We start from the raw sequence: 24,968 nt of genomic DNA on the forward strand, positions 1-24,968 counted from the left end.
TCGGAAGCCAGGTGGCGTACCCAACATTCCTTGTTGCGAAATGCCGATGTATACCCTACCCATGGGTTGGGACCAATAGCCGTAATGGCCGATGTAAACCGAGGCAATAGATTTGTATCCCTTACCTCCCACGCTTCAAAACCATTGGGACTGCACAACTATATTGTGAACCACCCTAAAGGAGGGCCCGACCACCCTAATGCCAAAATTAAATGGAAACAGGGCGATGTGATTACCACTACTATTGAAACCGCAAAAGGTGAAACCATTATCGTAACCCACGATTGTAACCTGCCAAGACCTTATTCTTTAGGCTTTAGAGTACAAGGGGTAAGCGGAATTTCCGAATTTGACTACCATACCAAAAGGATTCATATCGAAGGAAAGACCGAAGGACATGGCTGGGAAGACATGGACTCCTATATCAAGGAATACGACCACCCACTTTGGAAGAAGCACGGAAGCGGCGCTACCGAAGCAGGCCATGGCGGAATTGACTTTTTCGTGATCAATGCCTTTGTGGAATCGGCCAAGGAAAATATAGCACCCCCGATGGATGCCTATGACGCGGCGGCATGGAGTGCAGTGACCCCATTGTCCGAGCTGTCTATTGAAAACAACGGGGCCCCACAGGATTTCCCGGATTTTACCAGAGGAAACTGGATCAAAAGAGCCCCCTATAATTGGATGAAAGAGACCTATTAGGAACAGGGCCTATTTTAAAATAATAGTGCAGAAGTATGTTTTCATATTGTTTTGGTTATAGTTAGTTTGCATGGGGATGTCTTTAATTAGGCATCCCTTTTTTCTAGAACGCGAAGGAATTAAAAGCTAACAATAAGTATTGTCTAGGAAATCTCGCCCGTTCCCTAAGCAGATAGGCCATGAATTGGCATGGGTAGTTGGGCGTTCCCTCCTTCGTCGGTCGGGCCCTTTGCTATATCCCTTGCGCTGCTGCGGGGATGCCGCATCGGTCCCTAACGCATAATAATGCACCGAATCCTACAGTAGATTTCTTTTTTCCAAAGTTCATCTAAGAAACCTGGTTGGGCCAGAATTATGGAAGGAGTTCTTTTAGTAGGAAGGGCGGATGGTTATTAAAAATAAGTATTTCAGGCTTGCTTAAAGTTGAAATCTGATGAAATAGATGCCGGTTTTTCTAAAAATGTGGAGGTTTCCGTATTTGGTTCTCCGTTACCATAGTTTTAGGGATAGCTATTTTATTTAACTTTATAAATTTTTTAAAAACGTTTTGGGCCAACCAAGTTATTTTCCAGGGACTCTAATAATTGAATGTCCATCAGGAACCATTATATAAAGTCGTTGGAAGGTCAGAAATAAAATATTTATTAAACATTAATTACATAAGAATGAATCGATTGTTGTCAAATTTTTATCTACTAGGGGCTTTTATAGTACTATTTTCTTCCTGTAAGGGGGAAAAAAAAGAGGTGTCTGTCCAAAACTTGGATCAAAAGCCTAATATCATTTATATTTTGGCCGATGATTTGGGGTATGCCGAATTGGGAGCGTACGGGCAGGAAAAAATAGAAACTCCCAATATAGATGCCCTAGCAAAGAACGGGATGCTTTTTACCCAGCATTATACCGGCGCGCCGGTATGTGCCCCGGCACGCTATAATTTACTGACCGGGAAACATTCTGGCCGCTCTTATGTTAGAGGAAACGATGAGTGGAGAGAACGTGGAGAAGTATGGAATTACGTGGCGGCCATAAAGGATTCTACCTTAGAAGGGCAACGCCCTATACCTATGAGTACCGTTACCGTTGCCCAAAAACTTAAAGAGGCGGGCTATGCCACGGGAATGGTCGGAAAATGGGGCTTGGGTGCACCGCATACGGAGTCGGTGCCTACGAATTTTGGCTTCGATTATTTCTTTGGATTCAACTGCCAGCGCCAAGCCCATACCTATTACCCGGTACACTTGTATGAGAACAATACCAGGGTGTATTTAAACAATGATACCATTGCTCCCAATACCAAATTGGAGAAAGGAGCCGATCCTTACAAAGAAGCTAGCTATGCCAAATACGATCTAAATGATTACGCCTCGGAGTTGATCTTCGATAAGATTACCCAATTTGTAGACGACCATAAAAAGGAACCCTTTTTTATGTATTGGGCAGATCCTATTCCGCATGCACCGCTACAGGCACCCAAGCGCTGGGTAGATTATTATATCGAAAAATTTGGGGACGAAGAACCTTATTTGGGCAACAAAAGTTATTTTCCACATAAGAATCCACGTGCTGCCTATGCGGCTATGGTTTCTTATTTAGACGAGAATGTCGGGAAACTAGTGGCGCAACTGAAAAAGGAAGGAATCTACGAAAATACCGTGATTATGTTTACTTCAGACAACGGACCTACCTATAATGGAGGAACAGACTCTCCTTGGTTTAAGAGTGCTGAACCTTTTAGAAGCGAGTATGGCTATGGAAAAGGATTTTTGTACGAAGGGGGAATCCGTATTCCTATGATTGCTTCATGGCCCGGAAAAATAAAGGCAGGCAGCACTACAGATCATATCTCGGCACATTATGATGTTATGGCCACATTAACGGAACTGACAGGACAGTCTGCGCCAGATGATACTGATGGAATTAGCTTTTTGCCAACACTTTTAGGAGCTGAGGAGAAACAAAAACAACATGAGTTTTTATTTTGGGAGTATCCAGAATACGGCGGACAAGTGGCTATCCGTATGGGCGATTGGAAAGTGCTTAGACGAAATCTGAAAAATAAAAATGAAACACCTACCCTAGAACTCTATAATCTTAAGGACGATGTGAGGGAAGAAAACAACTTGGCAGAACAACATCCGGAAATTTTGGAACAAGCTGCCGCCATATTTGCTAGGGAACACCAAAATGCAGAAGTCGAGAATTTCAGGATTCCCATGATCGAAAACGGATTGTTAGAACAATAGCAAGGAATAATTAAATATCGTACAAGCTTTGTTATATAGGGGCAACCTTAATCTTTTGGTTTAGTTACGGAAGAATAAGGTTGCCCTTAATATTTATGCGGCATTTATCGGTGATTATCCCTTAAAATTTATGTATCGTTTACATTTAACAGGGATTTTCATTTCCGTGAATGGTTTTAAAATTTTAACTTAGGGGCTGTCATTTTTCTTTCTACTTCATTAGATCGATTTGCCAATTTACTATTGAAAACCATCTTTTCTCTAGAATTATCCAATTATAAAAACCAGTATTTTTAATGAAATTACCTGCTTATTTTTTCTTTCTCCTATTAATATGTTCTTGTAAAACATCCTATGACGAACCCATTATTTCTTTGGAAGATTATAAGGTCGAAGAAGGATTTGAACTTCAAATGGTAGCCTCCGAACCCCTTTTGGTTGCTCCAGTGGCTATGGATTTTGATAGTAAGGGGCGAATTTGGGTGGCCGAAATGCCAGGGTTTATGAACAATATTGATGGTACAGGGGAAGAGCTTCCGACGGGATCTATAAAAATCCTGGAAGATTTGGATAATGATGGGCGCATGGACCATGTGAAAATATTTTTGGATAGCTTGGTGATGCCTAGGGCACTAGCACATGTATATGGGGGATTGTTGTATGCAGAACCTCCTTATTTGCGTTTTGTGGAGATCGAAAATGATCAGCCCGTCAATTCCATCGTAGTAGATTCCCTCTACGCAGCCGATGGAAACCCGGAGCACCAGCCAAATGGGCTGATGATGAATGTCGATAACTGGATTTACAACGCCAAATCGCATTTTAGGTACCAACGGAAAAATGGACAATGGATAAAAGAACCTACTACCTTTAGAGGACAATGGGGTATTAGCCATGATGATTTTGGTCGACTTTATTACAATGACAATTCCAGGCAGTTGTTGGGCGATTATATGTTGCCCAATAGGCTGATCCGAAACCAATATCATATTCCTACGGTAGGCCTAGGACATATGCTGACCAAGGACCAGCGGGTATATCCCCTACATGCCGCCTCGGTCAACAGGGGCTATGAAAAGGGAATTTTAGACAAGGACAGCTTATTGGTAAATGTAACGGCTGCCTGCGGTCCCTTGGTGTATCGCGGAGGACAGTTTCCTTCGGACTACCACCAAAATGTCTTTGTTTGTGCTCCCGAAGCAAACCTGATAAAAAGAAATATACTGTCCTTTAATGGCGACCGTATTTCCGCAGAACAGGCCTGGCAGGGAAAGGAGTTTGTGGCCTCATATGACGAGGGGTTTCGCCCGGTGAATTTAACCAACGGTCCCGATGGAAGCATGTATATTGTCGATATGCATAGGGGCGTCATTGGGCATCATGCCTATTTAAGCCCTTATTTAAAAGAAAAATCGCTAGAGAAACAATTAGATACCATTATAGACTTCGGAAGAATTTTAAAGGTTAAAAAACAAGGGGCCGAAACAACAAGCCTCCGTGATTTCGATAAATTATCAGCTTCGGAACTGCTAGCATTGTTAAAAAATAAAAATGGATGGATCCGTGATAGGGCACAACATTATCTGGTCTTTAAAAACAAAACAGAGGTTATAGCCGACCTAGAGAAGTTGGTCCTGGACCCCATTTTACCACTGGCGCAAATACATGCCCTCTATACCTTACAAGGCCTAGAGGCGTTGAAGTTGCCGACCCTTATAGAGGTTGCTAAGGACAGCGATCCCGATGTAAGCGCACATGCCTTGGTATTACTCGAAGATTTTGCGTCTGCGGAAAATGTGGCCGTGGCAAAAAATCTCTTTATAGACGTTTTGAAAAGAAAAGATGTAGCCTTAGATCTATACCTAAGCTCCTCCATAGGGGTATGGGCCGAGGTTTCCCAAGAAGAGTTCTTTCCCATTGTGTACCAATTGTCCAATACCTATAAAGAACATAAAATTGTTCAAGATGCCTTAATAAGTGGTATGTCGACGACAGCATCTGACTTTCAGCTGGCCATTGAAAGTGGTGGCGATCTGCTGCAAGATGATATCAAAACACTGCTTGCAAAAAGCTTAGAGCGAAAGAAGCAACAAAAACCGAATGCTATTTTCGTAAGAAAAAGTTTGTCCGAGGACACTAGAACCAAGGGCGCTAAGTTATTTCGTCAAATATGTGCGTCTTGCCACGGAGCAGGAGGAGAAGGAATGGATGGGTTGGCACCCCCCTTGTTAAATTCTGAATATGTCGCTAACCATATGGAAAGGTTAGGCCTTATTATTCTCCATGGATTAAAAGGACCAGTGACAGTCAATGGAGAAGTGTATGAATATAACCATACCATGCCCGGTTTGGCCAGTAATGAGGCTATTTCCGACAAGGATATTACAGATCTTGTTTCTTATATCACCAATGCGTTTTCTGATGTGCCAAGTCAATTGGCACCGGAAAAAGTGAAAGAACTTAGGGGTAAAAAGCCAAAAGAAGGGATGGAGTATACAGAGGGAGAATTGTTGGAGTATGTAAAACAATTGCAATAAGAAACTTTATTGGAGTTCTCTGAGCTGCTAAGGTCAGGGAGAAAATAGTCTTAAAGTACCAAATAAGACGACCAAAAATGAAGGACGATAAAGCCATAAATAATAAACTTACCAAATAGTAATATGAAGACTTTTATCAGCGACGATTTTCTGTTGCAAAACGATTTTTCCAAACGCCTATTTCACGATTATGCCAAGGAATTACCGATAATAGATTACCATAACCACCTGCCTGCCGAAGAAATTGCCAGAAATAGGGGTTTTGAGAACATCAGTCAGGCTTGGTTGGCAGGGGACCATTATAAGTGGCGGGCTATGCGTGCCTTAGGAATCAATGAGAAATACATCACTGGGAAGGCCTCCGATAAGGACAAGTTTTTAAAATGGGCGGAAACGGTGCCCTATACCTTAAGGAACCCTTTGTACCATTGGACACATTTGGAACTACAACGTTATTTTGGTATTCAGGAGTTGTTGGGACCAAATAATGCAGAGGACATTTATGAAAAAACCTCGGCAATGCTTCAGCAGCCTTCACATACCTCCATTGGTTTGTTACAACAGCAAAAGGTGGAGTCCTTGTGTACAACCGATGATCCTACAGATTCATTACAACATCATGCAAGTATAGGGCAGCAGGGCATTAGCCCAAAAACATTTCCCACTTTTAGACCGGACAAGGCCTTTGCCGTCGATGGGGGAGCTACCTATCTAAACTATTTAGAAAAGCTGTCAGAAGTGTCTAAGAAGGAGATCGGAACCTATGAAGACCTCCTGCAAGCATTAAAAGAACGAATAGCGTATTTTCACGACCACGGCTGTCGTTTGGCAGACCATGGATTGGAACAGTTATACCACTTTAAAGAAGGAGCCTACTCCATAACAAATATTTTTGCCAAGGCCAAGGAAGGGAAGCCCGTTACTACGGAAGAAGTACATTACTTTAAGGCTCAGGTGCTTTTGTTTTTAGGGAAATGCTACCATGAAAAAGGTTGGGTGCAACAATGGCATTTAGGGGCAATTCGCGATAATAACAAAAGGCTGTTGACACAATTAGGACCCGACACCGGATTCGATTCTATCGGCGACTTTTCGCAGGCAAGAGCATTAAGCGGATTTTTGAACGAATTGGATAGCAGTGATCAATTGGCAAAAACAATAGTTTATAATCTAAACCCGGCAGACAACGAAGTAATGGCAGCTATGGTGGGGAATTTTAATGACGGAAGCGTTAAAGGGAAGGTGCAATTTGGTTCTGGTTGGTGGTTTTTAGATCAAAAGGACGGGATGGAAAAACAAATGAATGCGCTTTCCAATATTGGACTTCTAAGTTGTTTTGTAGGGATGCTGACCGATTCTAGGAGCTTCTTGTCTTTTACAAGGCACGAATATTTTAGAAGGATACTATGTAACCTTATAGGGAAAGATGTGGCCAATGGGGAATTGCCGGCCGATGAAAAATGGTTGGGGAAAATTGTACAGGATATTTCCTATTACAATGCAAAAAATTATTTCGATTTTAATAAAGGGTAATACTATTTATAACGGCTCCTGTTATGGCATGAATGGAATTAAAAAAGCGCATCTTAAATGAGATGCGCTTTTTTATTCATCAAGTTTTTAAAAAGTTAAAGCTTATTGTATACCAATAGGGCTGTCGTCACATTCTAAATCCCCGACAACATATTGCATGCCGTCTAATAGAAACTGAAGGAATTGTGGGTTTTCTAAACTTTGGGCGTTATGGGAAGCCGAACTGTAGAATACCCTTCCCTTTCCATGGCGTTTGATCCAAGAAACGTAAATTTTATTGTTGCTAACTGCTTTTCTAACATCCTCCAATTGGTCTGCTTCTATATATAATAGTGGTCTGAAATTGTAGTCAAAATAGGCGTTGTTAAAAAAGTAAGGTTCGTCTACATGGGTAAATCCTTTTCCGCCAAAGGCCTGTACCAAGGGATGGTTGGCATCAACTTCTTTTAAATGCATTTGTTGTTGTTTAGGATGGTAGTCAAAGCTTCCTCCTACCATCTTGCTAAATTCAGAAGAATTGTTCTGAACGGTAATGGCGCCATGCAAGATCAGTAACCCTCCGCCCTTAGATACATAAGACATTAAGTTTTGTTGGTATTGGGCAGCTCGTTTAGCAATGGCTTCGTCGCTAAGACTGGTGTTCTTCTTTAAAAGATCCCAGAACAGATCCCGTTTTGGGCCGGCCGGATTAGAATTGTTTAAGATTACTGCATCGTATTGCTGCAAGTTTTTTTTATCAAAACTATCGATGTCGTAGGCTATAGTTACTTCAAAAGCGCCCGATTTTTTAGCCAGTATCTTAAGCATTTCAGCATTGTGGGGTATGGTCCAATGGTAAAAACCAGTGTGTTGGGAAAATACCAGAACCTTTTTGGTATCAGACTTCACCCTTGGAGCCGAGGGGGCCAAAGATTCTATTTTGGAAAGCCATTGGTGGGTAAGCTCAATAGGTTCTTTGTTTTGGCCTATAAGCGTTGATGAAAGGGCTAGAAAAAGGCATATAAGCCAATGTTGATTTTTCATGAGGTAATTTTTATTTAATGGTTGATGATTCTCTGATTATAAGCTCGTGTCGCAGGCTAATGGCATTTGTTGCTTGCATATCGATGTTCCCTTTTAGTTGGTTGATGACACTTTGGCCTGCCAATACTCCCATTTCGTAGCCAGGGTAATTGATGGTAGTCAGGGAAGGGCTGATAAGTTCTGATATAGGGTCGTTGTTAAAACCTACAACCTTTATGTCTTCAGGGATCTTAAAGGAGACTTTTTTTAATTCCTTTATACAGTGGGCAGCAAACGAATCACTGGCCACAAAAAGGCCATCTATGGGGGTAGGATGGTTTTTTATATAGGTGATGACTTCGTCAATGTTCCTTGGGTCTAGGTCAGTTTCCAAAAGTTCATCAAAACTATAGTCCAGACCGTGTTTTTTAAGAGCGGCCCTGTATCCTTTAAAACGTTCGAGGTATACATTTCGGTTTTGGTTTCCTCCTATATATAAAATGTTCTTGCACCCTTGTTCAATTAAATGCTCGGTAGCTTCAAAGCCCGCCAAATAGTTGTCAATGATAAGGGTTAAGCACTCGGGAAGATTAGGGACCCTGTCTAAAAAAATAAGTGGAATTTTATGTTTTATAAAGGGGGTGAAATGCTCGTAGTCAGTAGTGTCGTAGGCAAGAGAAACTAATATGGCATCAACGCCACTATTAAAAAGGGTCATGGAATTTATCTTTTCCTTTTCCATTGATTCTAAGGACTGGCTAATGATGAGGCTGTATCCCGCTTCATTGACTACCTTTTCTATGCCCGCTAAAATAGTGGACATGAAATTTGAATTTAGTTTGGGAACAATAACCCCTATGGTATTCGATTTCTGACTGCTTAGATTGGAGGCAAATTTATTGATCTTGTAGCCTAATTCATTCGCTTTTGCAATGACCCTTTGTTTTGTTTTATCGCTTATCGACGGATGATTGTTAAGGCTTCTGCTTACCGTTCCAGGGGAAACCTTGAGTGTTTTGGCTAAATCATATATAGTAATTCTTTTATTCATCCTGAGTTTTAATGCAAAAATATATCGCAATAATACGAAATATTAGTGCAACAATTAGTGTTGGTGTTTAAAAAGCTAGTAATATCTGTATATTAAGTAATATACGATGTGTTTGTCGTAAGTATTGTCAATAAAGTATATAAAATTTTGCACAATAAATATGCAATCGGTTGCGTAATTAGTTGTGTTTATATAGATTTGTGAAGACCAAAAGCTTAGGAGTAGAGCTCCTTGAGTAAAAAACAACTAAAACCAACCAAACTTTAAATCATGATGTATGAAAAATTCAATTAGCAAAAACAACAGCCCAATAGCTTTTCTTTTTGTGCTGTGGTGCTTGTTTCTTTCCACGGCCATCTATGGGCAAAATAATATTATGGTGTCGGGTACCGTAGTAGATGAAGAGGGGATTCCTTTGCCAGGAGCTTCGGTAATAGAAAAAGGTACCCTCAATGGTACGGTAGCCGATTTTGATGGGAAATTCAGTATATCCGTTGCCAATTCAAATATTGAATTGTTGGTCACCTTTATCGGGTTTCAGGAGCAACAAGTTTCACTCAATGGAAGGACTGCGGTCAATGTTATCATGCAAACTTCAACAGCAGCCCTAGATGAAGTGGTGGTCGTGGGCTATGGGACGACTAAAAAGTCCGATTTAACAGGTGCTGTGAGCCAGATCTCTACAAAGAATTTGGAAATTGAAAAACCTAATGACGTTTCCGATTTGCTCCGAGGGAATATCGCTGGATTATCAGTAGGGTTTAGCACCTCGGCCAAAGGAGTTAGCGGATTTCAGGTCAGAGGAAATACAACTTTAACCGCAGGGTCGAGTCCTTTGATAGTTTTGGACGGGACTATTTACAATGGGGATATATCCGATATCAACCCTATGGATATAGAATCTGTAAGTGTTCTCAAAGATGCCAGTTCTGCGGCAGTCTTTGGAGCCCGAGCTGCAAACGGAGTCATCACTATTACTACAAAAAAGGGAAGCGGGGGTAAGCCCACTATCAATATTAGTTCTAATCTCGGATTTACCTCATTGAGTAAAGATCAGCCTGTTTATGGGCCAGATGGATATATAAACTGGAGAAAAGATGTGGCAAGAAGTACAAATGTTAATTTCTCACCCGAAGAATATTCGGATCCAAGGAATTTGTCAGGAGTATCCGTGGAAGATTGGTTGGCATATGACGGTTCAACAGGTGATCCCGTAGAAGTATGGTTGAGAAGGTTAAACCTGCAGCCGGTGGAAATTCAAAATTACCTCGAAGGGAAGTCAATAGACTGGTATGATAAAACCTTCCAAACGGGCATACGACAAGATTATAACCTTAGTCTTTCGGGAAATTCTGAGGCTGTAAAGTATTATTGGTCCATCGGTTCAACCACCAATGAAGGAATAGTGGTCGGTGATAAGTTTACGACCATTAGAAGTCGCTTAAACCTTGAAGCCAAGGTGAACGATTTTATCACGGTAGGTTTAAATACACAGTTTGCCGAGCGTGATGAAGGTTCGGTCCCAGTGAGTCAAAACTTTACCGCGAATTCGCCGTGGGGTTCTTTTTACGAGGACGATGGAGTTACTATAAGGCTTAGCCCGCAGGATGACGCTGGTGCAGGAGGGGTTAACCCGTACCTAGGAAGAGTGTTTACCGATCGTGAAACAAAATACAATACCTTGAATGCCAATTTGTTTGCAAAGGTCAAACTGCCTTTAGGGATTAATTACCAGGTGAATTATACCAATAGATATACTTTCTTGGATGTATTTAACCACAGATCCAGTAAACATCCGGAATGGCAGTTTTTTGGGGGAGATGCCAGTAGGAGAAATGCTAAATCTTATGAATGGCAGCTCGATAATATTTTTACCTACAACACTACTATAGAGGAACATCATGCCATAGATCTTACCTTTTTGGTCAATGCCGAAAAGTATCAATCGTGGGATAATACCATGTCTAATAAAGGTTTTGATCCTAATGATAATTTGGGGTACCATAATATGGGGGCAGGAATTTTGCCCGTGATTTCCAGCAACGATCAATACAGTACTGGAGATGCTCTAATGGGAAGACTTAATTATTCTTACAAGGATAAATATTTGTTAACCTCTTCGGTGCGCCGTGATGGCTACTCTGCTTTCGGAGTCAATAACCCTAGGGCTACCTTTCCCTCGTTGGCACTGGCCTGGACACTTTCCAAAGAAGATTTTTTACATGATGTAAGTTGGTTGAGTTTTTTGAAACTTAGATATTCTTGGGGAGAAAATGGAAATAGGGATATAGGAAGGTACGCGGCTCTTTCCGATTTAAACACGGGGAAATACCAATTAGTAGATAACACAAACAGTGTTTATATCGTGTCCCAGTTATATGTGAACACCATGTCTAATCCTAATTTAAAATGGGAAAGAACAGAAGCCAATAATATAGGGTTGGACTTTGGGTTTATAAACAATAGAATCTCTGGCTCCCTGGAGTTCTATAAAGCTACCACCAAAGATCTGTTGGTAAGTAGATCCTTGCCCGATATTATCGGTTTTAACAGTATTCTCGATAACCTTGGAGAGGTAGAGAATAAAGGTTTTGAGTTTTCGCTGAACACAAAAAATATAACGAACGAGAATTTTAAATGGAGCTCTTCCTTTAATTTTTCCGTTAACAGAAACAAAATCTTGCATTTATATGGTGATTTGCAAGATGTATTGGATGATGAGGGCAACGTCATTGGCCAAAGAGAGGCCGATGATATCTCGAACGGCTGGTTCATAGGCCAATCTACGGACCGTTATTACGGTTTAAAAACAGACGGGGTCTATTCTACGGACGAGGCCGATGAAGCCAAAAAGTATGGCGTGCAGCCTGGCGATTTTAAGGTGGTCGATGTCAATGGGGACGAATTGTATACCAATGCAGATAAGCAGTTTTTAGGGTATTCTACGCCTAGGTTTAGATGGACCTTAAGAAACCAATTTGAGGTTTTCCAGAACTGGGACTTTTCATTCATGATGTACTCCTATTGGGGGCATGAAGGAAGTTATAACCAAGCAAAAAATCAAGGATTCGGAGATCGAACTAGTTCGTATGTTCTGCCATATTGGACTGTGGATAACCAAATTAATAACGCAGCCCGATTATTCTCTAGCAACGGTTCAGCGAGTTATAATGTTTATGTCGATAAGTCCTTTATTAGACTTCAAAACGTTTCCTTGGGATATACCTTGCCAAAACGTCTTACCGAAAAGTTTCAGATTTCTTCTCTTAGGTTATCCGGAAATATTAAAAACGCCGCCGTGTGGACCAAGGAATGGAATTTTTGGGACCCGGAAAATAGCGGCCCTACACCAAGAACCTTTACCCTAGGACTAAATATTACATTGTAAAAGCCTTACATAAAAACATTGGAATCATGAAAATACATAGCAATATAACCAAATCTATACTAGCGGGAGTGATAGCCGCAATGGGGGCAATTAGCTGTTCCGAAGATTTTTTAGAACCAAAACCCCTTTCCTTTTATGCCCCTGAAAATACATTTATCGATGAAGACGGTATGCGTGCGGCAAATATAACCAACCTTAGAAACTTAAGATATGAATGGTATGGGGATGGCGCCCCTATAATTACCCAACATATTTTCTCGGAGGTAGCCGTAGAAGGTACAACGGATAAGTCTGGTCCTGCCCAAGATCTTAATTTGATGATCCTACCGGATAAGAATTTGAACAGTGCGAATACCAATAGAATAGGATGGTACTGGTACGAAGGCTTTAAGGGAATAAAATATGCGAATACAGTGATCACAAGAATAGATGACGCTACCTATCCCTCCGAAGCCGTAAGAAATGAAATTTTAGGGACAGCCTATTTTCATAGGGCCTATAGATATTACAACCTAACGCAATGTTTTGGAGATGTTCCCTTTATTCCTGGAGAGGCTACAAAGCCGAAATTAGATTTTTATAGCAATTCAAGGGAAAGTATTTTGCTCGAACTTAAAAAGAATTTGGAATTTGCCGCCCAATGGGTGCCGGCAGTGAAGGATAAGGGCGAGGTCAATGTGGCCGCCGTTAACCATTTGTTGACCAAGGTGAATTTGGCCCTTGGCGAATTTGACGATGCCATAGCCTCGGCAAGCGCGGTTATTAATGGCGGTGTGCATACATTAATGACAGAAAGGTTTGGGGTCGATGCCAACGACCCGACCAAGAATGTAGTGTGGGATTTGCACCAAGCCGAAAATAAAAGTCTGCCACAAAATACAGAAGCTATTTTATTGGTCATAGATCGTATCGATATAGAAGGAAACATCGATGGGGGAACCAATGTACAAAGGAATGCCGTGCCGCTTTGGTGGGCAGGGTTTAATACCCCAGAAGGCAATAGAGGAACCTTTGATTCTCCTACGGACGACCCTTTTAAGTTGATTCAAAAATACGGAAGAGGAATAGGGCGCTGTAGGGGTACCTCCTATAGTACCAAACATATTTGGAAAGATGAGAACGATTTGCGACATGCTCCCGGGAACTGGGTGAACATGGAAGATATAGTGTATAACAATCCGGCATTGGTCGGGCAAGGTGATTCTTATTATGGTAAAAACTTACAGTTATATTCCAATGATGGGGTAAATATATTGTGCAACGATACCATTAGAAACTACTATGGATGGCCCCATTACAAATTTGCCATCGATGATCCGGATCGCCTAAAACCGCAAGGAGGCCATTCTGATTGGTATGTGTTTCGATTGGCCGAAACTTATTTGTTAAGGGCAGAGGCTTATTTTTGGAAAGGCCAGACGGGGTTAGCTGCAGACGATATCAATGCTGTAAGAAATAGGGCAGGAGCAGCCGATGTGGCCGAGGTTACTATAGCGACTATTTTGGATGAAAGGGCAAGAGAGCTTTATTATGAGGAGCCTAGAAAAGCAGAATTAAACCGTATTTCCTATCTTTTCGCTAAAACAGGGAAAGCTGCCTATAACGGTAAGGTATACAGTATGGATAATTTTAGCCAGGATAACTTCTTTTACGATCGGATAATGGAAACTACCGATTTCTATAACAAGAATGTTTTTACCCGCCATGGGGATGAATATACGATGAGTCCATATCATGTTTTATGGCCTATCCCTCAAGGAGCAATAGATTCCAATACAGGCGGGGTCATCAATCAAAACGAAGGATATCCAGGGGCTGAGAACAATGTACCGCCTTTAACGACCATTCCTGAAGAATTTTAGCTGAAAAGAGGTTGTTGTTTTTTTGTAAATTCCATCATTCAAGCCGTTTAAATGAAGTATATATTATTGAGTTTTATAATAGGTGTGTTTTTGTCGTGCAACGAGAAGGTACCATATAAGTTTAAAATTGTAACGGGTGATGGTGTTGCTGTTTCTCGGCCAATTTCCTTGAATATTGAAGCTTTAGGACTAGGAGAAATGGAAGACCTTGATAATTTGGTCCTAATAAATGACGGTAAACAGCTTCCCTTGCAAATTGATCATGACCAAAAAAACATTTGGTTTGTCCATGCCGCCATGAATAACAGTTCATATAAATTAGTAAAGAAAGAAGGTCGTGGCCATGCTTTGGAAAAAATTAGAATGATTAAGGACAATGGAAACCTTCAATTGGTGAAAGGTTCCACCCCCCTACTAACGTATAGGTATGGAATGAGCTTTCCTCCGAAAGGGGTGGATAGCATATATAAAAAATCAGGTTATATCCATCCGCTACTTTCTCCTTATGGAGATACGATTAGCCGTATACAGCCACCAGATCATTACCATCACTATGGTATTTGGGGGCCATGGACACATGTACAGATCGATGGTGAGCGAGTCGATTTTTGGAATCTTGTAAAAGGAGAAGGCACTGTTCTTTTTGACGATTTTAATTGGGCGAGTTCAGGAAAGGCGTATGGCGGGTTTAGTGTACGGCAAAAACATATTAACTTAAAGGCTGCTCAGGATAAGCAAATAGCCCTGAACGAAGATTTGGAAGTCAAAGTCTGGGATTTGGAGCGTGCCGATAGATATATGGTAGATTACACCACTAGCTTTAGTTCTCCTTTGGAAAATGGCGTTCTCTTTGAGGCCTATCGTTATGGCGGTGGACTTGGTATGCGTTTTACGGAACGCTGGAATAAAGATAATTGTTCGGTGCTTACCTCCGAGGGCAAGGATCGTCTCACTGCAGATGGTAGCAACGCTCGGTGGTGCATGGTAAGCGGAGAATCAGCCGATGGTAAGGGCACGAACGGTGTTTTGTTTCTAAGCAAGCCCGAAAATAAGTCCCATCCCGAGCCCATGCGCGTTTGGCCTATTGATGGTAACGAGGGAAGGGGAGATATGTTTTTTGAATTTTGCCCGATTCGCCACCAAGAGTGGCAAATAGAACCCTCTAAAGAGTATCGATTACGGTATAGAATGGTAGTTTTTGAGGGAAAGCTTAGCGTGGAAGAAGCCGAAACTTATTGGAAACACTTTGCTGAGACACCAGAAATAATAATAGAATAGATAATAGAGCATGTTCATTGGATATGCAGCCTAACAAATTAACAACATATAAAAAAACAGAAAGATGCAAAGAAGAAAGTTTATTAATAACTCCCTGTTGACCACGGCCGCTGTGGTAGGGTTCCCCAGCATTGTTCCCGCAAGTGTATTTGGGAAAAATGCCCCGAGCAATAAAATTAATATAGGACAAATTGGTTGTGGACGAATTGCCCGTGATCACGATATTCGGGATACCATTCGTTTTGATCAGGCTCGTGTTGTTGGAGTTTGCGATGTAGATTCTAACCGAGCTGCCGATGCAAAGATATTGGTAGATAAATACTATAAAGAAAAGACAGGGAAAAATAAGTACATGAACACCAAGGTGTACGATGATTACCGCGAAATGTTACTGAACAAAGACATAGATGCCGTAATGATTAGTACTCCAGATCACTGGCATTCCCAACCAGCTATGGAGGCGGCTTTGGCAGGAAAGGACATCTATCTGCAGAAACCTACATCGCTCACCGTAAGAGAAGGACAACAGTTGCGTGCAGCAATACAAAAAACAGGTGCTATTTTACAGGTGGGGACACAACAAAGGGCCATGCCTCAATTCAGAATCGCCGCGGAATTGGTAAGAAATGGTCGTATAGGGAAATTACACACAGTAAAAATCGGACTGCCGGGCGATCCTGCAGGTCCCGAAGCAACACCTATGCCCGTGCCTAGTAATTTGAATTTTGATATGTGGTTGGGATCAACACCAGAGGTACCGTATACCGAGATTGGAGTACATCCGCAAAAAGGATATAGCAGGCCCGGATGGTTGCGCTCTAGAAGCTATGGCGCCGGGATGATTACTGGTTGGGGACAACACCATTACGATTCTGCTGCTTGGGGAATGGATACGGAACATACAGGGCCGATCTCCGTAGAAGCATTGGCAGAGTTTCCCAAGGCTGGATTATGGAACGTGCATGGAGATTTCTTTGTGAAACACGAATATGAAAAGGGAATTACTGTTTATACAAGTGGTGGATACACTAATGGGATTAAATATATCGGGGAAGATGGATGGATATTCGTGTCCCGTGGTGCCTATACGGCTTCAGCTTCAGATCCGGTAGATAAAGAGAAAAGTAGTCAAGCTTTAAATGCCTCCGATCCTAAAATATTGGAATCGGTGATAGGAGCAAATGAGACACATTTATACAAAATAGACGATCAGCACGGAAATTGGCTAGATTGTATCAAGACTCGAAAAGAACCTATTTCGTCCATAGAAAAAGGACACAAGGCCTGTGTAACTTGTTTGATTAGTGACATTGCCATGCAATTTGACAGGAAGTTGGAGTGGGATAACGAAAAGGAAATGTTTGTAAACGACGATGAAGCAAACGCCTTGCTAAGTAGAAAACAACGCGCTCCTTACGGAACCAATTATGTAAATGTCTAATAGAAAACAAACCGTTAATTGGTGATGAGAAAAATAACAGCAGTACTATTGGTCTCTTTGGGTTTTGCCTGTGCCGAAGGGCCTGAAAAAAAGAAGATGACGCATAAGGATGACTCGGCCAAGGTCAAATTAATGACCTTGGACCCTGGGCATTTTCATGCAGCCTTAGTTCAAAAGACCATGTACGATCGGGTAGATTCTACCATCTATGTATTTGCTCCAGATGGACCAGAAGTAGCCGATTTTTTAGATAAAATAAAATCCTATAATAACAGAGAGGAAAAACCAACGGCTTGGAAGGTTGATAAATATTTGGGGGCAGATTATTTAGAGAAGATGATAGCCCAGAAACCAGGGAACGTCATGGTTGTGGCCGGAAAAAACTCCAAGAAAATAGATTATATTTTGGAAGCCGTAAAGGCCGGACTCAATGTTTATGCCGATAAGCCATTGGTGATAAATCCGGAAGGATACCAGAAATTGGTGGAGGCTTTTAAAATAGCAGAGGAAAAGGGGGTTATTATCTATGATATTATGACCGAGCGTTTCGAAGCGACTACGTCCATGCAGAAAAAGTTCTCTTCCTTGCCAAAAATATTTGGGGAGTTATTGGAAGGAACTCCAGAAGAGCCCGCAATCAGCAAAGAAAGTGTGCATCACTTTTTTAAGCAGGTCTCTGGAAAACCTCTGGTAAGACCAGATTGGTTTTTCGATGTCAATGAGGAAGGGGAAGGAATTGTGGACGTAACCACCCACTTGGTAGATTTGGTGCAATGGGGACTTTTTCCCGAACAAGTCGTGCATCCTTCCGATATAGAAATGCTTAGTGCCAAACGTTGGCCTACTGTGCTGAGCTTGGATCAATTTACAGATGTTACCAAAAAATCGGAATTCCCGGATTTTCTTCAAAAAGATGTGAAGGACAATCGACTTAATGTTTATTGTAATGGGGAAATGTTGTATAAGATTAAAGGCAAGTATGCCAAGGTTTCCGTGATATGGAATTATCAGGCACCCGAAGGTACTGGCGATACTCACTATAGTATAATGAGGGGGTCTAAAAGCGACCTAATAATAAAGCAAGGGGAAGCAGAGAACTATAAACCTGTACTCTATGTAAGATCCAAGAACAATACAGCTTTGGAACAAGCCTTGTCAAAAGCCTTGAAAAAAGAGGTTGCTGAGGTTTTTCCAGGGACAACAGCCGAACAAATTGCCGAGAATACATGGAAAATCAATATTCCTGAAGATTTCAAAATAGGACACGAGGCTCATTTTGCTCAAGTTACTAAAAACTATTTAAGGTATTTAGAAGCTGGGGAATTGCCAGCTTGGGAAGTGCCTAATATGCTCACCAAATATTATACAACTATGGAAGGGTATAAAATGGCTAAAGAAGAAGGAAGTAATTAAACGGGCAGGCTTAGACGATACCATACAATGTCACAATTAGTAAAATATTTGAAAACTCACGGTTTAGTGAATCATATGTTTTACCTTAATCTTTTAAAAATAATTAGCATAATTTATATAAATGAATTCACTTTTTTCCATAGTTAATAAAATATACGTTTTGTCTGGCGGTACTGGATCTTTGGGAGGTTCTATCGCAACCTATTTGGTAGATAATGGCGCTACGGTACTATTATTGGGTAGGTCCGAAGATAAACTGAAGGCCAAATGCCAAGAGTTAAATGATCTTCGTCCCGACAGTGCCCACTTCTTTGTGGTCGATGTCCTGAATAAAACGGAATTAAAATTAGTCAAAGAAGCAATACTTGCCAAGTTTGGCAAATTAGATGGAATAGTGAATCTGGCCGGGGGCAATATCCCTGGGGCTACCCTAAGTCCGGAGCAGACTATCTATGATATTGAACTAGAAGACACCCATAAAGTATTGGATATAAATTTGATGGGAACCGTTATCCCTACCATTGTATTGAGTGAGATAATGGCAGAACAAGGATACGGAAGCATTGTAAATATATCCTCCATGGCTGCCAAGCAAACTATTTCTAGGGTACTAGGGTATTCCATGGCCAAAGCTGGGGTTGATATTTTTACCAAATGGATGGCCAATGAACTAGCCTCAAAATTCAGCGATAAATTAAGGGTCAATGCAATAGCTCCAGGATTTTTTATTGGGAATCAAAACAGAAAATTGTTGACCAACGAGGATGGGTCTTATACCGATAGAGGTGAAAAAATTATAGCAAATACCCCAATGGATCGCTTTGGAGACACCTCGGAACTGAATGGGATGGTTCATTATCTACTTAGCGATGCCGCTTCTTTTGTAACCGGTAGTGTGTATGAAGTAGATGGTGGTTTTAGTTCTTTTTCAGGTGTTTAGAGAATGGAGTTATTAAAGAAAACATTCCGTTGGTTTGGTCCGTCTTTTGGCGTGCCCTTACAAAATATTAAAGAGTTAGGAATTAATGGGATTGTAACCGCTTGCCACCAAGTACCTACGGGAGAAGTGTGGCCTACGGAAACCATTGCCGCCCTAAAAGCTGAGATTGAATCTCATGATATGGAGTGGGTGGTTGTAGAAAGCGTAAACATTCACAAGGCTATAAAATATGGGCTTCCAGAAAGGGACGCCTATATTCAAAATTATATTGAAACCCTTAAAAATTTAGCTGAGAATAAAATCTATACGGTCTGTTATAATTTTATGCAGCTCATAGATTGGACAAGAACAGATCTTAATTATCAACTGCCTACCGGAGCTATAAGCTTATTGTACGATCCTTTGGCCATTGCGGCCTTTGATCTGTTTATATTAAAAAGAAACAATGCGAAGGCGGTTTATGATGCCGGAATTATAAAAAGGGCCGAAGTGTATTTTAATGGTATGGATGCTCAAGGACGTCTTGACTTGGAAAAGACTATTTTGGCCGGAATGCCCGGCTCTAAAGAACCTATATCCATGGAGGTTTTTAAAAGTACCTTGGAAGAGGTAAGCCAAATTGGAAGGGAACAACTCAAGGAAAATCTTGCTTATTTTTTAAGGGCAGTTATCCCAGAAGCCGAAAAATTAGGTGTTAAAATGGCGATACACCCAGATGACCCACCTTTTTCTGTTTTCGGTATCCCCCGTATTGCTTCAACCTACGAAGATCTCCAGTTTATTATAAATTCTTATCCATCACCTTGTAACGGATTAACCTTTTGCTCGGGTTCCTTAGGAGCCATAGCGAGCAATGATCTACCTAAAATTATACAAGATTTTGGAAAGCAAATCCATTTTATTCACCTAAGAAATATTACCAGGGAAAATGAGGGCCGCTTTTATGAAGCCGCACATTTGGATGGCTCTATTCCTATGGGGAGGGTAATGCTCCAAATACTAAAGGAGCAGCTTCGAAGACATGAAAATGGATTAGAGGGGGTCGCAATTCCTATACGACCAGATCATGGACATCTTTTGCTAGATGATAAAAAGAGAAAGGATCAATTTTACCCTGGCTATTCCCTCCTTGGAAGAGCAAAAGGGATGGCAGAACTCCATGGCTTAGAAATAGGACTAAGGGAAGTGTTGCTAAAGCAGCTATAAGTTATCCTATAGGAGTAGCTATTTACAAGGGGAGGGATCTTCCTAGGGAAGAATAAAAAAGAAAAGGGAGCAATTGGATGTTTAAAGAGGGGGTAACAGGTCTAATTGAGGGGGAGTGTGGTGAAGTGTAATGATTAATATGCTAGGGTTGTTATATTTAGCAAAGAAGAAAATGAACTATATGCAAAATTGTAAGGCCATAAAGAGAAAAATAATAGGTGTCCTTTTTGGGGTTTTTATATTGGGACTATCCGCTTGTTCGAATATAAAAGAGCATAAAACGCTCTTTTTTGCCCATTCCCTACCTGTTACCCATCCGGTACATAAGGGTATTTTGGAAATGCAAAAATTATTGAACGAAAAGTCGGGAGGGAAACTACAGATAAAAATATTTCCCGACGGGCAGTTGGGATCCGAACGAGAGATGTTAGAACTTTTGCAAATTGGCAGTGTGGCCATGACAAAAGTGAGTGCTGCTTCCATGTCTAATTTTGCCCCGGAATATCGCGTTTTTGGCGTTCCCTATTTGTTTCGCGATAGCGAACATTTATTCAGTGTCCTTGAAGGGGAATTGGGAAAAAAAATATTGGAGGGAGGAAGCGAGTTCTTATTGAGAGGACTATGTTTTTACGACGCCGGTAGTAGAAGCTTTTATACCTTGGATGGATTTGTAAAAACACCAGAGGATTTAAAAGGAAAAAAAATACGGGTGATGAACGATCAGATGTCCGTGCAAATGGTAAATACATTAGGAGGGTCGGCAACCCCCATGGCTTATGGCGAATTGTATACGGCCCTACAACAACGGGTGGTCGATGGGGCCGAAAATAATGTGCCCTCCTTTGTTACTTCCAACCATTACGAAATATGCAAGTATTATACCATAGACGAACACAGTATGATTCCTGATGTAGTGGTGGTAGGGACCAAATTTTGGGATACCCTAAGCGAAACCGAAAAAGGATGGCTGCAAGCTGCGGCAGACGAAAGTGTGGCCAAAGAAAAGGCCTATTGGAAAGAAACAGTGAAGGAAAATATGGAGGTGCTTAAAAAAGCAAATGTTCAAATTCATTACCCCGATAAATCCCTCTTTTCCGAGAAGAGCAAACCTATTATGGAAGAGCTGATGAAGGATCCTAAAATGAATACATTAATCCAAAAAATAAATACCTACTAATGCACATATTGTTTCGAATTATAAATAAGGCCATAGAGGCCCTGTTGGTGTTGATATTTGGTCTGTTGGTAATAGATGTTGTTTGGCAAGTGGTTTCAAGATACCTTATCGGCCAGTCTAGTTCTTTTACTGAAGAGTTTGCCCGTTTTGCGCTTATATGGTTGACGGTTTTGGGAGCTGCTTATATCAACGGTAGTAAGGAAGGACACCTGTCCATGGATTTTTTATTGGCGAAACTCAGTCCAGAAAAACAACGGAAAAGATTAAAAGTGATACAGGTGTTAATGGCCCTGTTTGCCTTGGTAGTGATGGTTATTGGTGGCGGTAATTTGATGTATACCGTTTTAAAGTTAGGGCAGATCTCACCAGCACTCTTGGTACCCCTTGGATATGTGTATGCGATTGTTCCCATAAGCGGATTACTGATCATATTTTTTTCTATTTATCACCTGACAATAACCCTAAATCCCAACCGAAATGAGCATTGAAACCCTAAGTATAATAGTGTTGTTTGTTAGCTTTATGGGCCTATTGGCCTATGGGGTGCCAGTGGCCTATGCCATTGGTATTTCTACGACCATCACCTTACTGATGAATATTTCTTATATGCCTGCTACGACGACCGTAAGTCAACGTATGACTACAGGGATCGATAATTTTGCCCTTTTGGCCATTCCCTTTTTTATTTTAGCAGGTGAAATCATGAATCGGGGAGGCATAGCAAACCGATTAATCGCCTTTGCCAAATCGCTTATTGGTAGTTTCCCAGGTGGACTGGCCTACGTTAATATTATTTCGGCCATGCTGTTCGGGGCTATTTCTGGTTCGGCCATTGCCGCGGCATCGGCCATAGGGAGTACACTGACCGATAAAATGGAAAAAGATGGGTATCCTAGAGAGTTCAGTGCGGCGGTAAATATTAGTTCCTCTACCACCGGACTGCTAATTCCTCCAAGTAATGTGCTAATTATTTTTGCCCTGGCAAGTGGCGGAACGGCTTCCGTGGCCGCATTGTTTATTGCCGGTTATATTCCAGGTCTGTTGGTAGGAATTACGCTGATGACAATGGTCTATTTTTATGCCAAAAAGAAAGGCTTGCCAAGAGAAGAAAAAGTGGGGCTTAAGCAGCTGCTGCTCGACTTTAAGAATGCTGTTTTAAGCCTTACCTTGTTAGTAATAGTGGTAGGAGGTATCGTAGCTGGTGTCTTTACGGCAACCGAAGCAGCAGCTATAGCAGTGGTATATGCCATATTGCTCGGTTTTATAAACAAAGAACTGTCGGTAAAAGATTTTCGACCTATAATATTAAGAAGTGCTAAAACGACGGCCATCGTGATGTTTTTGATTGCTACCTCTATGGCCATGTCTTGGTTGTTTTCCTTTGAATCTATCCCTCAATCCTTAACCGGATTTCTTATAGAGGTTGTTCACAATCCTTTTTTAGTGCTGTTGTTTATCAATATTACCCTGCTGGTAGTAGGGACTTTTATGGATATGACGCCAGCAGTGCTGATTTTTACCCCTATTTTTTTACCGGTAGTGATGACAATGGGGGTACATCCGGTGCAGTTTGGAATGATAATGGTTCTCAATTTATGTATTGGGGTCTGTACTCCGCCCGTTGGTACCCTTCTTTTTGTGGGTAGTGGCGTGGCCAAGGTACCCGTGACCAAAGTAATTAAACCATTATTGCCACTATTGGGGGGAATGGCCCTGGTATTGTTGCTCCTTACCTATATCCCAGAACTTTCCTTATGGCTTCCCAGAGTATTTGGATTGATAGATTAAGGGATAAAAATAAAAGGAAGGACTGCTTGGGGGCTTCTAGAAACCTACTTGTTCCAAGAAAGGCTAATGAGGTCTTGTTGTAGAATACTTTTCTGAAATAATACCTCATGAGCCTATTTTATTGCAGGTAAATTTTCTCCTGAAATGAGCATGACCATATTCCGGTCGCAAATGCGAATGAGGTTATACGGTTTACATCCGTCCTTGAAAAAAACAATAAATATCTTCCTATGAATTGCGGTTGCTCTATAGCCTTATATCTGTTACTTATTTCTATGACCGCAATAGAAAGTTCAATACTAGCTGTAATTCTTCGTCAAAAGTTGGTTTGTATTTATGGCAGTAATTCTGCCAATACTATGGTTGACTAGGAGAGATGGTTTCTGTATTGTTAAATTTTTAACATATTTAACAAATTAGTCTAAAAACACTAGAATCCCTCAGGGCAAGTATAATGGTCTCTAACACGGTTGTATTGGTTTTATCTATAGTAATAGCGTCTATACAGTTAAACTCTATGGGTATAATTTGGGATTCGCATCATTTTTGTGCATTATGGAGTGTAAATTAAGTATAAACTAAAAATTTTACATGAAAGTATTAGTAATAGGTGCAGGAAACATGGGCTTAACATATGCACAAGCAATGTCCAAATCAAAACTTTTAAAAAAGAGAAATTTAATGATATTGGACAGTTCCCATGAAAAAACCTTATCCTTAAAAAAGATTTCACATTTTGATGTTTATGAAAACCTGGAAGATTGTCTTCCTTTAGCAGATTTAATTTTCATCGCAGTAAAGCCTTATCACAGTGATGAATTGTTCAAAAAGATAAATGATTTGGGAAAACCAGGTCAGATTATCATCTCTATTATGGCCGGGGTAACTATTAAAACCATGCAGGAAGCTACCGGAATTCCAAAAGTAGTGCGGGCCATGCCTAATTTGCCGGCACAGATAGGAAAAGGGGTTACCTCCTATACCGCTGCCGATGAAGTAAGTCGGATTGAGTTATTGACCATAGAAAACTTATTGGACACCACGGGAAAATCCCTATTGGTTAGCAACGAAAATTTTATCGATGCCTCCACGGGAATCTCCGGTAGTGGACCGGCATACGTCTTTTATTTTATGCAAAGTATGATGGAAGCGGCTTTAAAAATGGGCTTCTCTCCAAACGATAGTAAGGTGTTGGTGAGCCATACCTTTGAAGGAGCTGTTGAATTGTTTAACCAATCCGATCTCTCACCAAACTCGTGGATGGAGAAAGTAGCTTCTAAAGGAGGTACTACCCGGGCCGCATTGGATTCTATGGAAGACAATAATGTAAAGGAGTTAATTAAAGAAGCTGCTTATTCAGCATTTAACAGGGCAGTTGAACTAGGTAAAGACAAATAAAAC

General features: G+C 41.1%; 16 protein-coding genes and 1 pseudogene. 15 read left to right on the forward strand and 2 right to left on the reverse strand.

Going from position 1 to position 24,968, the window contains the following annotated elements; all coding sequences use genetic code 11:
- The 4 genes and pseudogenes from BUA16_RS11405 to uxaC form a co-directional block, all read left to right on the forward strand.
- A pseudogene (locus BUA16_RS11405) lies at nucleotides 1-705 on the forward strand (gfo/Idh/MocA family oxidoreductase); the annotation flags it as partial.
- 665 nt (nucleotides 706-1,370) lie between these two features.
- The gene (locus BUA16_RS11410) at nucleotides 1,371-2,951 is read left to right on the forward strand and encodes an arylsulfatase (RefSeq protein ID WP_072764882.1); all 1,581 of its coding nucleotides are present in this window, start codon (nucleotides 1,371-1,373) and stop codon (nucleotides 2,949-2,951) included.
- A gap of 296 nt (nucleotides 2,952-3,247) precedes the next feature.
- On the forward strand, nucleotides 3,248-5,488 hold the full coding sequence (locus BUA16_RS11415; RefSeq protein ID WP_072764883.1) for a DUF7133 domain-containing protein: 2,241 nt from the start codon (nucleotides 3,248-3,250) through the stop codon (nucleotides 5,486-5,488).
- 123 nt (nucleotides 5,489-5,611) lie between these two features.
- Nucleotides 5,612-7,021, forward strand: coding sequence for a glucuronate isomerase (uxaC, locus tag BUA16_RS11420; RefSeq protein WP_072764884.1), 1,410 nt, complete (start codon nucleotides 5,612-5,614; stop codon nucleotides 7,019-7,021).
- A gap of 102 nt (nucleotides 7,022-7,123) precedes the next feature.
- Here the strand turns inward: uxaC and BUA16_RS11425 are convergent, their stop codons facing one another.
- Together BUA16_RS11425 and BUA16_RS11430 are read right to left on the reverse strand one after the other, a co-directional pair.
- Entirely contained in the window at nucleotides 7,124-8,044 is a 921-nt protein-coding gene (locus tag BUA16_RS11425) for a ThuA domain-containing protein (protein ID WP_072764885.1), read from the reverse strand.
- Between the two features lie 10 nt (nucleotides 8,045-8,054).
- Nucleotides 8,055-9,074, reverse strand: coding sequence for a LacI family DNA-binding transcriptional regulator (locus BUA16_RS11430; protein WP_072764886.1), 1,020 nt, complete (start codon nucleotides 9,072-9,074; stop codon nucleotides 8,055-8,057).
- A gap of 277 nt (nucleotides 9,075-9,351) precedes the next feature.
- Between BUA16_RS11430 and BUA16_RS11435 the strand changes: the two genes are divergently transcribed.
- The 11 genes from BUA16_RS11435 to proC all read left to right on the forward strand — a co-directional run bounded on the left by BUA16_RS11435 (nucleotide 9,352) and on the right by proC (nucleotide 24,965).
- Nucleotides 9,352-12,462 carry a SusC/RagA family TonB-linked outer membrane protein gene (locus BUA16_RS11435; RefSeq protein WP_072764887.1) on the forward strand — a complete coding sequence of 1,037 codons (3,111 nt, stop codon included), beginning with the start codon at nucleotides 9,352-9,354 and terminating at the stop codon, nucleotides 12,460-12,462.
- 26 nt (nucleotides 12,463-12,488) lie between these two features.
- Nucleotides 12,489-14,324 (forward strand): RagB/SusD family nutrient uptake outer membrane protein, encoded by a 1,836-nt coding sequence (locus BUA16_RS11440; RefSeq protein ID WP_072764888.1) that lies wholly within the window; start codon nucleotides 12,489-12,491, stop codon nucleotides 14,322-14,324.
- A gap of 51 nt (nucleotides 14,325-14,375) precedes the next feature.
- Nucleotides 14,376-15,602, forward strand: coding sequence for a DUF6807 domain-containing protein (locus tag BUA16_RS11445; RefSeq protein ID WP_072764889.1), 1,227 nt, complete (start codon nucleotides 14,376-14,378; stop codon nucleotides 15,600-15,602).
- A 64-nt stretch (nucleotides 15,603-15,666) separates the two neighbouring features.
- Entirely contained in the window at nucleotides 15,667-17,043 is a 1,377-nt protein-coding gene (locus tag BUA16_RS11450; RefSeq protein ID WP_072764890.1) for a Gfo/Idh/MocA family protein, read from the forward strand.
- A 24-nt stretch (nucleotides 17,044-17,067) separates the two neighbouring features.
- Nucleotides 17,068-18,456 (forward strand): putative oxidoreductase C-terminal domain-containing protein, encoded by a 1,389-nt coding sequence (locus BUA16_RS11455; protein ID WP_072764891.1) that lies wholly within the window; start codon nucleotides 17,068-17,070, stop codon nucleotides 18,454-18,456.
- Nucleotides 18,457-18,577: 121 nt separating this feature from the next.
- The gene (locus BUA16_RS11460; RefSeq protein ID WP_072764892.1) at nucleotides 18,578-19,396 is read left to right on the forward strand and encodes an SDR family oxidoreductase; all 819 of its coding nucleotides are present in this window, start codon (nucleotides 18,578-18,580) and stop codon (nucleotides 19,394-19,396) included.
- A gap of 3 nt (nucleotides 19,397-19,399) precedes the next feature.
- Nucleotides 19,400-20,602, forward strand: coding sequence for a mannonate dehydratase (uxuA, locus tag BUA16_RS11465; RefSeq protein ID WP_072764893.1), 1,203 nt, complete (start codon nucleotides 19,400-19,402; stop codon nucleotides 20,600-20,602).
- Nucleotides 20,603-20,783: 181 nt separating this feature from the next.
- The gene (locus BUA16_RS11470; protein ID WP_072764941.1) at nucleotides 20,784-21,779 is read left to right on the forward strand and encodes a TRAP transporter substrate-binding protein; all 996 of its coding nucleotides are present in this window, start codon (nucleotides 20,784-20,786) and stop codon (nucleotides 21,777-21,779) included.
- Nucleotides 21,779-22,267 (forward strand): TRAP transporter small permease, encoded by a 489-nt coding sequence (locus BUA16_RS11475; protein WP_072764894.1) that lies wholly within the window; start codon nucleotides 21,779-21,781, stop codon nucleotides 22,265-22,267. The genes BUA16_RS11470 and BUA16_RS11475 overlap by 1 nt, the downstream gene beginning before the upstream one ends.
- A complete protein-coding gene (locus tag BUA16_RS11480; RefSeq protein ID WP_178338873.1) occupies nucleotides 22,257-23,567 on the forward strand; it encodes a TRAP transporter large permease in 1,311 nt (436 codons plus the stop codon). Before BUA16_RS11475 ends, BUA16_RS11480 begins: the two co-directional genes overlap by 11 nt.
- Before the next feature lie 591 nt (nucleotides 23,568-24,158).
- Nucleotides 24,159-24,965, forward strand: coding sequence for a pyrroline-5-carboxylate reductase (gene proC / locus BUA16_RS11485; protein ID WP_072764895.1), 807 nt, complete (start codon nucleotides 24,159-24,161; stop codon nucleotides 24,963-24,965).
- The last annotated feature ends 3 nt before the right edge of the window (nucleotides 24,966-24,968 follow it).

Source organism: Arenibacter nanhaiticus (assembly GCF_900141935.1).
Taxonomy (GTDB): Bacteria; Bacteroidota; Bacteroidia; order Flavobacteriales; family Flavobacteriaceae; genus Arenibacter; species Arenibacter nanhaiticus.